Origin of the sequence: Paraburkholderia sediminicola, from assembly GCF_046026895.1 — a bacterium.
GTDB classification, from domain to species: Bacteria; Pseudomonadota; Gammaproteobacteria; order Burkholderiales; family Burkholderiaceae; genus Paraburkholderia; species Paraburkholderia sediminicola_C.
Genome location: NZ_JAQQEU010000007.1, coordinates 91,155 through 104,733, shown reverse-complemented (window position 1 = coordinate 104,733; position 13,579 = coordinate 91,155). Strand labels below are relative to the sequence as shown.

The window sequence follows — 13,579 nt, the reverse complement described above, 5'->3', positions numbered from 1 at the left end:
CATTGCGCACGAAGCAGCGGGTGCCCGACACCGCAGAATAGCGAGTGATCGTGAGAAACCCGCCTGCGGGCAGCTTTGCTGTTTGTGCGCACATCGTGCCCACACCTATACAATACTGGTCGAAATGGGCCAAAAAGGCTACCAACGGGCAGAGTCCCAATGCTGACCGTGCGAGACATTCGTGATTTAATTCAACCGCTTGCGGTTCAAAATTTAACCATTCCTCGTCGTGTCCCTCCTGAAGAAATGTTTCGTCGCCGGCGCGATTGTCGTTGTGCTGGCCGCAGTCGCAATAGCTGGCGGATACCATTGGGCCACCAAGCCGCTCGACCTGACCCCCGCGCAACTCGACGTCACCGTCAAACCGCACAGCAGCCTGCGCAGCGTCGCGCTGCAGCTCAATCGCGGCGGTGTGCCGGTCGAGCCGGAGCTGTTCATCGTCATGACGCGGCTGCTGGGTTTGCAAACCGAGCTGAAATCAGGCAACTACGAGTTCAAGACCGGTGTGACGCCCTACGAGGTGCTGCAGAAAATCGCCCGCGGCGACGTCAACGAGTACGTGGCGACCATCATCGAAGGGTGGACTTTCAAGCGCATGCGCGCCGAGTTGGACGCCAATCCGGCGCTCAAACACGACACGGCCGGCTTGAGCGACGCTGACCTGATGACCGCGATCGGCGCGCCGGAGGCGTCGATCGGCAACGGCGAGGGGCTGTTTTTCCCGGACACCTATCTGTTCGACAAGAACACCAGCGATCTCGACATCTACCGCCGCGCCTACCGGCTGATGCGCGTGCGGCTCGACGAGGCGTGGCTCGCGCGCGCGCCGAACCTGCCGTACAAGACGCCGTACGACGCATTGACGATGGCCTCGATCATCGAAAAGGAAACCGGCAAGACGTCGGACCGGCCGATGGTGGCGGCGGTGTTCGCGAACCGGCTGCGTGCGGGCATGCCGCTGCAAACCGACCCGACCGTGATCTACGGCATGGGTGACGGCTACGCCGGCCACATCAGAAAGAAAGACCTGCAAACCGACACTCCCTACAATACCTACACCCGGATGGGCTTGCCGCCGACTCCCATCTCGTTGCCGGGGGTCGCGTCGCTGCAGGCGGCGCTGAACCCGGCGCAAAACTCCGCGCTGTACTTCGTGTCACGCGGCGATGGCAGCAGCATCTTTTCTGACACCCTCGGCGATCACAACAAGGCCGTGGACAAATACATTCGAGGGCAATGATGGCGCGGGGCAAATTCATCACGTTTGAGGGCATCGACGGCGCTGGCAAGACGACCCATCTCGGCTGGTTTCGCGAACGGCTCGAAGCGAAGGTGGCGAGCGCCGGCCGCTCGGTCGTCATGACGCGTGAGCCCGGCGGCACGGCACTCGGCGAACAGATCCGCGAGATCGTGCTGCACCAGAAGATGGACCTCGAAACCGAGGCGCTGCTGATGTTCGCGCTGCGCCGCCAGCATCTGGCCGAAGTGATCGAGCCGGCGCTCGCGCGCGGCGACTGGGTGCTGTCGGACCGTTTCACCGACGCGACCTTTGCATATCAGGGCGGCGGCCGCGGCCTGCCGCGCGACAAGCTGGAAACGCTGGAGCGCTGGGTGCAGGGCGGCTTCCAGCCGGACCTGACGGTGCTGTTCGACCTGCCGCCCGAGATCGCCAACGAACGGCGCAGCGCGGCGCGCGATCCGGATCGCTTCGAGAGCGAGTCGGCGGCATTTTTCGGGCGCACCCGCACCGAGTATCTGCGCCGAGCAGAAGAGGCGCCATACCGGTTCGCTATCATCGACTCTTCGCAGAGCATTGCGCGGATTCAGAAACAGCTTGAAGAATTAATCACAGTTCTTTGATTTTAAAAAAATATAAATCGCCGTTATAACAGCAGGAAAAACTTCGGGCTATTCTGATGTTGTGGCTCAAATAACGCTTTTAACCGATTGATTTCAAAGAGAAACGATGATCTATCCGTGGCAAGCCGATGACTGGAACCGCCTGCAACAGCTGCGCGGCCACTGGCCGCACGCGTTGTTGCTGCATGGGCAGGTGGGCATCGGCAAGCTGCGCTTCGCGCAGCATCTCGCGCAAGGACTGCTGTGCGAGGCGCAGCAGTCCAATGGCGAGCCGTGCGGCGCGTGCGTGGCCTGCAACTGGTTCGCGCAGGGCAATCATCCGGACTACCGGATCGTCGTGCCCGAGGCGCTCGCCGCGGCAGCCGGCGTGGGCGCCGCGGCCGACGACAAGGCCGAGAAAGCCGACGCCGACGAAGGCAAGAAGACCCGCACGCCCAGCAAGGAAATCAAGATCGAGCAGATTCGCGGTCTGCTCGACTTCGTCGGCGTGGGTTCGCACCGGGGCGGCGCGCGCGTGGTCGTGCTGTATCCGGCCGAAGCGCTGAACCTCGCGGCGGCCAATGCGCTGCTCAAGACGCTGGAAGAGCCGCCCGCGGGCGTCGTGTTCCTGATGGTGTCGGCGCGCATCGACCGTTTGCTGCCCACCATCATCAGCCGCTGCCGCCAATGGCCGCTGAGCGTGCCCGCGCCGGAGGTGGCGGCGCGGTGGCTGGCCGCGCAAGGCGTCGCCGAAGCGCCCGCGCTGCTCGCCGAAGCCGGCGGCGCGCCGCTCGCGGCGCTCGCGCTCGCCAGCGACGAGAACCGCACGCTGCGCGACTGGACCCTCAAGCAACTGGCCGCCGGGCCCGACTGCGACGCCTTCGCCTGCGGCGACGCGCTGCAAAAGCTGCCGGTGCCGCTGGTGCTGGGCTGGCTGCAGCGCTGGATGTACGATCTGCTGGCGCAGCGCACTGCCGGCGCGCCGCGTTATTTTCCGCAGGCGACGGCGGCGTTGACGCGCTGCGCATCGCAAGCGGACGCCAGCGCGTTCGCGCGTTTCATGCGCGCCGTGACGCGCCAGCGCGCGGTCGAGAACCATCCGTTGAACGCGCGGCTGGTGTTCGAGGAACTGTTTATCAGCTACCGCGAGCTGTTCGCGTAAGCCTGGCCGCGCCGTCCAGGCTGGCCGGGTTTTCTGCTGCGCGCCAAGCCCTGCCATGCGCCCCGTAATCCGTCTTTCATTTCGAATAAAAGCACCATGAGTCTTGCCTACCGCGATGCGACCCTCGACGATCTGCCCGCGATCGTCGCCATCTACAACTCGACGGTACCGTCGCGGCAAGTCACCGCCGATCTCGAACCGGTCAGCGTCGAAAGCCGCTTCGGGTGGTTTCACGCGCATGGTCCGCAAAAGCGCCCGCTGTGGGTGGTGGAAGACCCGCGGCAGCCCGGCCGCGTGATCGCGTGGCTGAGCTTTTCGGATTTCTACGGCCGCCCGGCCTATCAGCGCACCGCCGAGGTCAGCATCTACCTCGACGAAAGCGCGCGCGGCCAGGGGCTCGGCAAGCAATTGTTGACGGCCTCGCTGGCGGCGGCGCCGACGCTCGGCATCGACACCGTGCTGGGCTTCGTGTTCGGCCACAACGACGCGAGCCTGCGGCTGTTCCGCGGCTTCGGCTTCGACGCGTGGGGCACGCTGCCGCGCGTGGCCGTGCTGGACGGTGTGGAGCGCGATCTGGTGATTCTCGGCAAGCGTCTCGATCCAGCCCACACCGCCGCCTGATCACCCCCAAGCCATTTTTCGCAGGACCTCATCATGTTTGTCGACTCGCACTGTCACATCAACTTCGAAGGCCTCGCCGACCGCTTGCCGCAGGTGCTCGAGAACATGCGCAGCCATTCGGTCACGCATGCGCTGTGCGTCTCGGTCGATCTGGAGACGCTGCCGTCCGTGCTGGAGATCGCCAGCCGGCACGAGAACGTGTACGCGTCGGTCGGCGTGCATCCCGATCACGAGGAAATGCGCGAGCCGAGCGTGGCCGAGCTGATCGAACTGGCCGAGCATCCGAAGGTGGTGGCGATCGGCGAGACGGGGCTCGACTACTACCGTCTGGAAGGCCGCACGATCGCCGACATGGAATGGCAGCGCGAGCGCTTTCGCACCCACATCCGCGCCGCGCATGCGACCGGCAAACCGCTGATCATCCACACGCGGGCGTCGGCGGAAGATACGCTGCGCATCATGGCCGAGGAACGCGCGAGCGTGCCGGGCGGTGTGATGCACTGCTTCACCGAGCCGTGGTCGGTCGCCGAGCAGGCGCTCGCGCAGAATTTTCATATCTCGCTGTCGGGCATCGTCACGTTCAAGAGCGCGACCGACGTGCAGGACGTCGCGCGCCGCGTGCCGCTCGAGCGCCTGCTGATCGAAACCGACTCGCCGTACCTCGCACCGGTGCCGTATCGCGGCAAGCCTAATGAACCTGCGTACGTAAGTTATGTCGGACGCTTCATCGCGCAACAACGCGAGATGCCGGACGAGGCGCTGGCCGCCGCCACCACGCAGAACTTCTTCCGTCTTTTCAAGATCCCCGCGCCTGCTGGTGCTTGAGTCTTAAAAACTTGCAATATCAAAAGGATAGGGAAGTATCCTAAAGTAAGTTATGAAAATCATTTCGATGTCGACCGTTGCACTTCAACAGACTTCCACCCTGCGCGGCGCACTGGCTTCGGCGCGGCGCCGCGTCTCGCGCGGGGCGCTCGCGGCCACCGTCGCGTGCGCGGTGCTGACGGCGCTGAGCGCAGCGCCGGTGCAAGCCGCGCCGATCGATTCGCTGATCAAGTCGGTCAAGTTCGACGACGTCGACGGCGTGAACAAGCTGCTCGCCAAGGGCATGGACCCGAACAGCGTCGATAACCAGGGCATCCCGCTGCTGGTGCTCGCCGCGCGCGAGAAGTCCGACAAGGTGGGCGCGGCGCTGCTCGCCAATCCGAAGACCAACATCGAGATCGAGGACAAGGCCGGCGAGAACGCGATGATGATGGCCGCGCTGGGCGGCGACCTGGACTTCGTCAACCTGCTGATCGCGAAAGATGCCGAGGTCAACAAGAAGGGCTGGGCGCCGCTGCACTACGCGGCCGCGAACGGGCACGACGATATCGTCAAGGTGCTGCTCGACCATTCGGCCTACGTCGACGCCGGTTCGCCGAACGGCACCACGCCGCTGATGATGGCGGCGCGCGGCGGCCATGTGTCGACGGTCAAGCTGCTGCTCGACAATGGCGCGGATCTGACGGTGAAAAACCAGATCGGCATGACGGCGCTCGATTTCGCGAAGACCTACAAGGAGCCGGACGTGGTCGAAGGCCTGAGCGCGCGCCTGCAGCAGATGCAGCAGAAGTGAACGGCCGGTGAGACGTGGCGAGGCGCACCTGTGACCTCGACTTCGGCGCGGCTTCACCATGCGTTGGCGCGAGCTTCGGCCTGAAGATCGCGGCAGTCTGGCTGCTGCCGCGTCGTAAAACAGTGCAGAATGACGACTTGGCGCGCCGCGCGGCGCGCCCTCTGGATGCGGCGTAAGACCGCCTGATAAACGACCCTGGAAAGGAACACCATGCTGCGGGCTTTGATTTTCGCCAGCGCGTTTGCCGTCCCGCTATCGGCAGCCGCGTTTACGGGAGGCGACCTCAACAAGCTGTGCACCAAGACCGATGTGGCATCACGCAGTGCATGCGCGGCCTATATCGAGGGCGCCGCCGACGGCATCTTCAATACCATCGACGCGATCGGCGGCACGACCGGCCCGCGGGTCGGCCAGTACTTCTGCCTGCCGGCCGACGCGCGCTCGGCGCAGTTGACCGACGCGGTGCGCCAATACATTGCGGAAAATCCGAACGTAGCCGGCTACAACGCCAGCACGGCGATATCGCTGGGACTCGGCAAAGCGTTTCCCTGCAAGAGCGGAAGTTGATCTGGAAGTTGAGCTGTTAGTCGATGTGATAGCAGACTGGAGAGACACGCGTGTTCTGGTCTGCGTGTGCTTTTGTGTGCGGCTCGGACTGTCGCGAGTCTGAAAACCCGCCCCGGGACGAACGCGTCAAACCTGGTTGAAAATTCAGGTTGCTTGCGCATGGCGGGGCGCTGGGCCGGCTCTCCCTTCGCGGGGGTGAATACCAGGATGTCGGTAGTTTCGTGGCTGCGCCACACGGCTCCTGACCGGCACGACGCGGCGCCGCATCTCGCCCCGCGCCGCTGCGCGGCGCGCCCGCGTGTCAGGCACCGCGGTCCTGTCTACACTCAAGCGAGGAGGACAATGCCCCTCATGCCTACTTTCGACGATCTCAGCCTCGCCGCCGAGGCGCCGCTGCACACCTGGTTCGGCGTTCTGGTCGTGTCGGCCATCCTGGTGGTGGTGACCGTCGGCGTTCACCGGTTCGGCGCGCGCATCGTGATGCGCATCGCGCGGCCGCATCCGCTGACCAGCGTGGTGCTGCGCTACATCGACAAACCGTCGCTGTTCGCCCTCGTGATTCTGGTGCTCGAAGGCGTGGTGTCCGAGGCGCCCTACACGCTCAACCACATCGAGCCGGTCCGCGACGTCGCCGCGATCGCGCTCATCGCCGCGCTCACGTGGCTGTCGGTGCGCTCGGCGGCGGCCATCGGCGAGGCAATCATCCGCGCCCATCCGCTCGATAGCGCCGACAACCTGCAGGCGCGCCGCATCCACACGCAGGCGCGGGTGCTGGCGCGCTCGGTGATGATCCTGATCGTGATCGTCGGCACGGGCGGCGCGCTGATGACCTTCCCGAATGTCCGGCAGGTCGGCGCGAGCCTGCTGGCCTCGGCCGGTGTCGCCGGTCTGGTTGCCGGTATCGCGGCGCGGCCGGTGCTCGGCAATCTGATCGCCGGTTTGCAGATCGCGTTGTCCCAGCCGATCCGCCTCGACGACGTCGTCGTGATCCAGGGCGAGTGGGGGCGTATCGAGGAAATCACCGGCACGTATGTGTCGGTGCGTCTGTGGGACCAGCGCCGGCTGATCGTGCCGCTGCAATGGTTCATCGAGAATCCGTTCACCAACTGGACCCGCAGCAGCTCGCAGATCATCGGCACGGTGTTTCTGTTCGTCGATTACCGGATGCCGCTCGCGCCGCTGCGCGAAGAACTGGCGCGGATCGTCGAGAGCGCGCCCGAATGGGACCGGCGCGTGCAGGTGCTGCAGGTCACCGACGGCACCGAGCGCTCGATGCAATTGCGCGCGCTCGTCAGCTCGCCCGACTCCGGCCTGAACTGGGACTTGCGATGCCGCGTGCGCGAAGGCCTGCTCGGCTTCATCCAGCAACACTATCCGCAATATTTGCCGCGCACGCGCGCCGACGTGTCGGCGGAACTGGAAACCACGGTCAGCGAGCCGCTCGACTGGGTGCCGCGCAGTGCGCAGGCGCCCGCCGGCAGCACCGCCGCGCATACCGAGGCGGACCCGGTGGCGAGCCGGGTCGGTCGGCCGGGCGCGGCGGAAGCTTCGCAGAAATCGAAGGAGAGGGTATAGAGGGTGGGGCGCATACTGACGTGGATGCGTGCGCAGGTGAGCGCATGGCTCCGTTGGTAGATCGATGCGCGAGCACGTCATCACCTGAACCCAAGCGGCGCCGCGCGGCGCGCAATCAGCGCCGCATCACACAACGCATCGAACCGATCGCGTCTGCGCGTGGTCGAACCGTCCACTCACTCACGAACCTGGCGCGGCACGAACCCGCATCATGGTGCTCCGGCATCGCAGCGCTCGCGAGAAGCTCGCCAAGCCCGAAGCCGCGAGCCCCGACGCACACGGGTGCGCGCCGTGCGAACCAAGGAGGACATCCAACATGGGCCGACTGATCGTCGTGTCGAATCGCGTCGCAACGCCGACGGAAACCAAGGGATCGGCCGGCGGCCTCGCGGTCGGCGTGTTCGGCGCGCTGAAGGATGCGGGAGGCGTGTGGTTCGGCTGGAGCGGCGACGTGGTCAGCGAGACCGTCGCCAACGCCGGTCCGACGCTGGAGCAGGACGGCGCGGTGACCTTCGCGACCGTCGGCCTCACGCGCAAGGACTACGACCAGTACTATCGCGGCTTCTCGAACGCGACGCTCTGGCCGGTGTTCCACTACCGCAACGACCTCGCCCGCTACGAGCGCGAGGAGTACGCCGGCTACCGGCGGGTCAATGCGTGGCTCGCGCACAAGCTCATCAAACTGCTCGAACCCGACGACGTCATCTGGATTCACGACTACCATCTGATCCCGTTCGCCGAAGCGCTGCGCAACGAGGGCGTCACGAACCGCATCGGCTTCTTCCTGCATATCCCGTTTCCCGCGCCGCAAATCCTGCTCAACATTCCGCCGCACGAAGAACTGGTCAAGTCGCTGTCGTGCTACGACTTGCTGGGCTTCCAGACCGCCACCGACGAACAGGCGTTCCACGATTACGTGACGCGCCACGCGCGCGGCACGGTGCACGCGGGCGGCGTCGTCGAGGCGTTCGGGCGCAAGCTGCGCACGGGGGTCTACCGGATCGGCGTGTTCCCCGACGAAATCGCCGAACAGGCCAAGCGCTACGAAAGCCGGCAGCACGTGCTGGATCTGAAGCAGAGCCTGGAAGGGCGCAAGCTGATCATGAGCGTCGATCGGCTCGACTATTCGAAGGGACTGGTCGAGCGCTTCCGTGCGTTCGAACATCTGCTGGAGCGCTCGCCCGAATGGCGCGGCAACGTCACGCTGGTGCAGATCGCACCGCCGACTCGTTCAGACGTCGCCACCTACCAGAAGATCCGCCAGGACCTCGAATACGAAGCAGGACGAATCAATGGCCGCTATTCGGGCCTCGACTACACGCCGATTCGCTATCTGAACCAGCAGTACGACCGCTGGAAGCTGATGTCGCTGTTTCGCGAATCGCAGATCGGCTTCGTGACGCCGTTGCACGACGGCATGAACCTCGTTGCGAAGGAATACGTCGCCGCGCAAAACCCCGACGATCCCGGCGTGCTGGTGCTGTCGATCTTCGCGGGCGCGGCGGCGGAGTTGTCCGGCGCGCTGCTGGTCAATCCGCATGACGCGATCGGCATGTGCGAAGCACTGCAGCGTGCGCTGCAGATGCCGCTCGACGCGCGTCAGCGGCGTCACGAGATCAACATGGCGGCCTTGCGCAAGAACGACCTGGGCGTGTGGCGCGACACCTTCCTCAACGATTTGCGCAGCGTGCCCGTGCAGAAGCCAGGCGTGGATGGCGGCCACAAGTGAGGCAACGCGCCCATGCGGCACGGGTAGCGGGCGTGCCGCCGCTCGCGTTCGAACGCTCGGCGGCCGCATGCTGACCACGTTGGCGGTCGCGGGATACCGGTCGCTGCGCGAGTTGATCGTGCCGCTCGGACGCCTGAACGTGATCACCGGCGCGAACGGCAGCGGCAAGTCGAGCGTGTATCGCTCGCTGCGCCTGCTCGCGGAAACCGCGCGCGGCGGCGTGATCACGTCGCTCGCGCGCGAAGGCGGCTTGCCGTCGACGCTCTGGGCCGGTCCCGAGCGGTTTTCGCGCGCGATGCTGGCGGGTGACGCGCCGGTCGAGGGCACGCGCCGCAAGGACCCGGTCAGTCTCAGGCTCGGCTTTTCCGGCGATGAATTCGGCTATGCGATCGACCTGGGCTTGCCGCCGCCGATGCCCAGCCAATTCACGCTCGACCCGGTGATCAAGCGCGAGTGCATCTGGAGCGGGCCGGTGCTGCGGCCTTCGGCCTTGCTGGTCGACCGTAACGGCGTCGCCTTGCGCACGCGCGACGGAGACGGCGACTGGCAGACCGTGCCGCAACCGGTCGCGAGCTTCGACAGCATGATGACGGAGTTCTCCGACCCGCGCAGCGCGCCCGAAATGATCACGGTGCGCGAACAGATCCGGTCGTGGCGCTTCTACGACCATTTCCGCACCGACGCCGAAGCGGCCGCGCGTCTGCCGCAGATCGGCACGCATACGCCGGTGCTGTCCAACGACGGCGCGGATCTCGCTGCGGCCTTGCAAACCATCCGCGAGATCGGCGACCCGACCGCGCTCGACGCCGCGATCGACGACGCGTTTGCCGGCTCGCAACTGGACGTCGCCACCCACGACGGCCGTTTCGAAGTCCAGATGCGCCAGCACGGGTTGCTGCGGCCGCTGAAGGGCGCGGAACTGTCGGACGGCACCTTGCGCTATCTGCTGCTGACCGCCGCGTTGCTGACGCCGCGTCCGCCCGCGCTGCTGGTCCTGAACGAACCGGAGACGAGTCTGCACCCGGACCTGCTGCCGGCGCTCGCACGGCTGATCGCGCGGGCGTCCGCGCATTCGCAAGTGCTGGTGGTGTCGCACGCGGCGCGGCTGATCGCGGCGCTCGAACGGGAGGAGGCGAGCCAGTCGATCGTGCTGGAGAAGCACTTCGGCGCCACGCGTATCGCCGACGCCGACGAGCGCGAACTGCCCGCGTGGAAATGGCCGGCGCGGTAGTCCGTGCACGAGCGGCGCGTCGCCGGATGTAAGCCGACTGTAACAGCGCACAGCAAATGCAAGACTGGGGGATTTTTGCCGGACACCGGGGAATAATGCTTCGATGCCGCTGGTGCACGCGATCTTGCGACACCGCCGGCATTGAATGGAGGTGACGGCGCTGTCATACTCGGTCGGCGTCGCTGATGCGCACCGTCACGAGGCGCGAGCCATCAGTTCATGGAGCATGGAGACACACAATATGAAGATTGCGCAGATCGCCCCCTTGACCGAATCGGTGCCGCCCAAGCTGTATGGCGGCACGGAGCGCGTCGTGTCGTATATCACTGAAGCGCTGGTCGAGCTTGGCCATGACGTGACGCTGTTCGCAAGCGGCGACTCCGTCACCAGCGCGAAGCTCGAACCGGTCTGGCCACGCGCGCTGCGCCTGGATCCGGGCATTCGCGACCGCATCGCGCCGCATATGCTGTTGATGGAACTGGTGCGCCGCCAGGCCGAAGAGTTCGACGTGCTGCATTTTCACCTCGACTACTATTCGTTCTCGGTCTTCAAGCGCCAGGAGACGCCGTTCGTCACGACGATGCACGGGCGTCTCGATCTGCCCGAGCAGCAGCCGGTATTCGATACCTTCAACACCGCGCCGGTGATTTCGATCTCGAACGCGCAGCGTCATCCTCTGCCCCAGGCGCGCTGGCTCGCCACCGTCTATCACGGCTTGCCCGAGCAGCTGTACACGCCGCAACCGGTCGAGCAGAAGTACCTCGCGTTTCTCGGCCGTATCTCGCCGGAAAAGCGCGTCGACACGGCGATCCGGATCGCCGGCCGGTGCGGCATGCAGATTCGCATCGCCGCGAAAGTGGACGCCGCCGACCGCGAGTATTTCGAGCGCGACATCCGGCCGTTGCTGGACTTGCCGCACGTCGAGTTCATCGGTGAGATCGCGGATAACCAGAAAGCCGAATTCCTGTCGGGGGCGCACGCGTTGCTGTTCCCGATCGACTGGCCGGAGCCGTTCGGTCTGGTGATGATCGAGGCGATGGCGTGCGGCACGCCGGTGATCGCGTTCAACCGCGGTTCGGTGCCCGAGGTGCTGGAAGACGGCGTGACCGGGTTTATCGTCGAGGACGAGATCGGCGCGGTAGCGGCGGTCAACCGTCTGCACAGGATGCCGCGCGCAGGTGTGCGGCAGCGCTTCGAGGAGCGCTTCACGTCGCACCGGATGGCGCAGCAGTACGTGGATGTGTATCAGTCGGTGATCCGGGCGCAGAAGCGCTCGCGCTTCAAGGTGATTGATACGTCGGCGGGGAGTTGAGGGTGCGTTTGATGCTGCATTGCCCGTTCATGCGCTGAAAGCAGGCAGCGTATTGCAAGGCGCGGCAGGGTGAAAAAGAACGGCGGTGTGCGATGCGCACCGCCGTTCTTTACTGTCCTTCACGATTGACGGATGAATTGCGCTACTGCCCGATTGCGGCGGCAATGGTGTAGAGCGCGGGTGGAGGGCGGTCGAGGCAGTGCGCGGTGGCTGGGTTGCGCGGCGCGACCGGCAGCTCGAAAGACAGCCCGTTCGCCGTGGCGCCCGCGACGATGCAGTCGCGGATGCAAATGCCCGATGAAACGACCGCAGCCTGCGCAGGCTTGCGTCTGCCCCGGCCACCGCTGCTCACGGAACCGGGCGGGTCAGACGCACACCCACTGACCAGCAAGCGGATAAGCCGCTCAGATCTTCAACCGCGAGACCTTGGTGCCTTGCAGCGACAGGTCGCCCATCAGGCCGGCGTTGGTCAGCACGAACACCTGGACCGGTGCGGTGGCGGTGTTCGTGTCGATTGCGCCGTTCGCGCCGACCTTCACGAGGGCCACGGATGCGTCGCCGCCGACCGACCAGCCATCCGCGTTGCGGAATTTGTCCAGCGAGTCCTGCGTCATGAACAGAAAGATGATGGCCTTCGACTGCGCGCCCGCCTGCAGCCCGAACGAGCCCGACGCCGTGCTGTAGTAGCCGACCGAGGCGCCGCCGACGCGCAGCGCGCCTTCGCCATACTGGCCGCCGACCACGAGGCCCGCTTGGATAACCGACGGGAACACGAGTACGCCGCGCGCCTTCGAGACCAGTTCGCGCGAACCCGGCACGGTCGTGAAGAGCCGCGACATCGTGCCGTCGACGGCGGCATCGATCGAGTGGCGCTTGGATGCATCGGTGGTAGCCGTCGGGTTGTTGCTGCTGGACGAGGTGGTTGTGCAGCCCGCGAGTGCAAGGCCTCCGAAAGCGAGCGCAGCGGTCGTCTTCAACATGAAGTTTCGTCTTTGCATCGTTTTTCTCCGTATGGTTCCGGGGCGCAACCTGAGGCGATATCGCCGCGGTGCCTTTGAGTTATATCACACGCAAGCATAAAAAGCGCCCTTCACCGTTTCGCGAGAAGCCTTGTGCGGCGGGGCTTTGCGGCTAATCGCAAGACGTCGCGCTGTAAATTTGACCGGCCCGGCGCAACGCCGCGGGCGTCGCGCGCCGCGTGGTTTTGACGGGGGGTGTGGATTTCTGCTCCGAGCGAAGCTGCGTGGCGCTCGCGGACCTGGGCCCGGGCGGAAGGCGCGTTTTTACCGATTATTCGCGCCGGTGCTCAACGTTGAGATCTAATTGAAAGTGTTGCCCGGATGCCGCAGTCCGGCGACGTGTGGACTGCGAATCGCAGCGAGCAGCATGGCTTCGATTGTGACGCAGAGCGCTTCTTGAAGGCTTCGCCTGACGGCCACGCGCTGCCTCATCCATGATTCGGGCTCTTCACCGGCGGCGGGCGCCGCAGCGCGCGGCGCACCATGCCGATCAGCAGGCCGAGCAGAAACAGCACGGCCGCCGGCACGACCCAATAGCCGACGAACGCGTGCCACAGATAAGCCATCAAGGTGGTGCGGCGCACGCTGTATTCATTGCGCGCGTCCTGCTGGCGCGGTGCATTGGCGGCCAGCACGTCGGCCGGACAGCCGGCGGCTTGTGCCTCGTCGGGCTTGCCGCGGCAGCGCGCGGGCGCGCCGGCGGCGCGCTGTGCAGCGGTGAAATTCCAGCTGGTCAACGCGCGGTCGAGGTCGACGGCGTTGTATGCCATTTCCTCGCGGATCTCGTTGACCGCAACGATCGCCACGGGCACCGCCCAGAATACGATGACGACCAGCCACCGCCTCAACCAGCGGTTTTTATGCTTCGATACCATCCTTGCCTCCAATCGATGCTCAGCAGCACCA

13 protein-coding genes are annotated in these 13,579 nt (G+C 65.4%); 11 read left to right on the top strand and 2 right to left on the bottom strand.

Annotated elements, in window-relative coordinates:
• The first annotated feature begins 229 nt into the window (after nucleotides 1-229).
• The 11 genes from mltG to PQR02_RS07375 all read left to right on the top strand — a co-directional run bounded on the left by mltG (nucleotide 230) and on the right by PQR02_RS07375 (nucleotide 11,654).
• Nucleotides 230-1,240, top strand: coding sequence for an endolytic transglycosylase MltG (gene mltG / locus PQR02_RS07425; RefSeq protein WP_408227711.1), 1,011 nt, complete (start codon nucleotides 230-232; stop codon nucleotides 1,238-1,240).
• Nucleotides 1,240-1,860, top strand: coding sequence for a dTMP kinase (gene tmk, locus PQR02_RS07420; RefSeq protein WP_408227708.1), 621 nt, complete (start codon nucleotides 1,240-1,242; stop codon nucleotides 1,858-1,860). The genes mltG and tmk overlap by 1 nt, the downstream gene beginning before the upstream one ends.
• A 106-nt stretch (nucleotides 1,861-1,966) precedes the next feature.
• Nucleotides 1,967-3,001: a DNA polymerase III subunit delta' gene (locus PQR02_RS07415; protein ID WP_408227705.1), complete on the top strand. Its 1,035-nt coding sequence runs from the start codon at nucleotides 1,967-1,969 to the stop codon at nucleotides 2,999-3,001.
• A gap of 96 nt (nucleotides 3,002-3,097) precedes the next feature.
• Nucleotides 3,098-3,622 carry a GNAT family N-acetyltransferase gene (locus PQR02_RS07410; protein WP_408227702.1) on the top strand — a complete coding sequence of 175 codons (525 nt, stop codon included), beginning with the start codon at nucleotides 3,098-3,100 and terminating at the stop codon, nucleotides 3,620-3,622.
• A gap of 33 nt (nucleotides 3,623-3,655) precedes the next feature.
• The gene (locus tag PQR02_RS07405) at nucleotides 3,656-4,447 is read left to right on the top strand and encodes a TatD family hydrolase (protein ID WP_408227699.1); all 792 of its coding nucleotides are present in this window, start codon (nucleotides 3,656-3,658) and stop codon (nucleotides 4,445-4,447) included.
• Nucleotides 4,448-4,499: 52 nt separating this feature from the next.
• The gene (locus tag PQR02_RS07400) at nucleotides 4,500-5,240 is read left to right on the top strand and encodes an ankyrin repeat domain-containing protein (protein ID WP_408227696.1); all 741 of its coding nucleotides are present in this window, start codon (nucleotides 4,500-4,502) and stop codon (nucleotides 5,238-5,240) included.
• Nucleotides 5,241-5,450: 210 nt separating this feature from the next.
• Complete coding sequence (locus PQR02_RS07395) at nucleotides 5,451-5,807, top strand: Rap1a/Tai family immunity protein (RefSeq protein WP_149670404.1); 357 nt, start codon at nucleotides 5,451-5,453, stop codon at nucleotides 5,805-5,807.
• 351 nt (nucleotides 5,808-6,158) lie between these two features.
• Nucleotides 6,159-7,382 (top strand): mechanosensitive ion channel family protein, encoded by a 1,224-nt coding sequence (locus tag PQR02_RS07390; RefSeq protein WP_408227692.1) that lies wholly within the window; start codon nucleotides 6,159-6,161, stop codon nucleotides 7,380-7,382.
• A gap of 316 nt (nucleotides 7,383-7,698) precedes the next feature.
• A complete protein-coding gene (otsA, locus tag PQR02_RS07385; protein ID WP_408227689.1) occupies nucleotides 7,699-9,111 on the top strand; it encodes an alpha,alpha-trehalose-phosphate synthase (UDP-forming) in 1,413 nt (470 codons plus the stop codon).
• Nucleotides 9,112-9,178: 67 nt separating this feature from the next.
• On the top strand, nucleotides 9,179-10,342 hold the full coding sequence (locus PQR02_RS07380) for an AAA family ATPase (RefSeq protein WP_408227686.1): 1,164 nt from the start codon (nucleotides 9,179-9,181) through the stop codon (nucleotides 10,340-10,342).
• Between the two features lie 241 nt (nucleotides 10,343-10,583).
• Nucleotides 10,584-11,654, top strand: a complete 1,071-nt coding sequence (locus tag PQR02_RS07375; protein WP_408227683.1) for a glycosyltransferase family 4 protein — start codon at nucleotides 10,584-10,586, stop codon at nucleotides 11,652-11,654.
• Nucleotides 11,655-12,058: 404 nt separating this feature from the next.
• Here PQR02_RS07375 and PQR02_RS07370 read toward each other — a convergent pair whose 3' ends face one another.
• Both PQR02_RS07370 and PQR02_RS07365 read right to left on the bottom strand, forming a co-directional pair.
• Nucleotides 12,059-12,652 carry a BPSL1445 family SYLF domain-containing lipoprotein gene (locus tag PQR02_RS07370; RefSeq protein ID WP_408227680.1) on the bottom strand — a complete coding sequence of 198 codons (594 nt, stop codon included), beginning with the start codon at nucleotides 12,650-12,652 and terminating at the stop codon, nucleotides 12,059-12,061.
• 449 nt (nucleotides 12,653-13,101) lie between these two features.
• Nucleotides 13,102-13,548 (bottom strand): hypothetical protein, encoded by a 447-nt coding sequence (locus PQR02_RS07365; RefSeq protein WP_408227677.1) that lies wholly within the window; start codon nucleotides 13,546-13,548, stop codon nucleotides 13,102-13,104.
• Nucleotides 13,549-13,579: the final 31 nt, after the last annotated feature.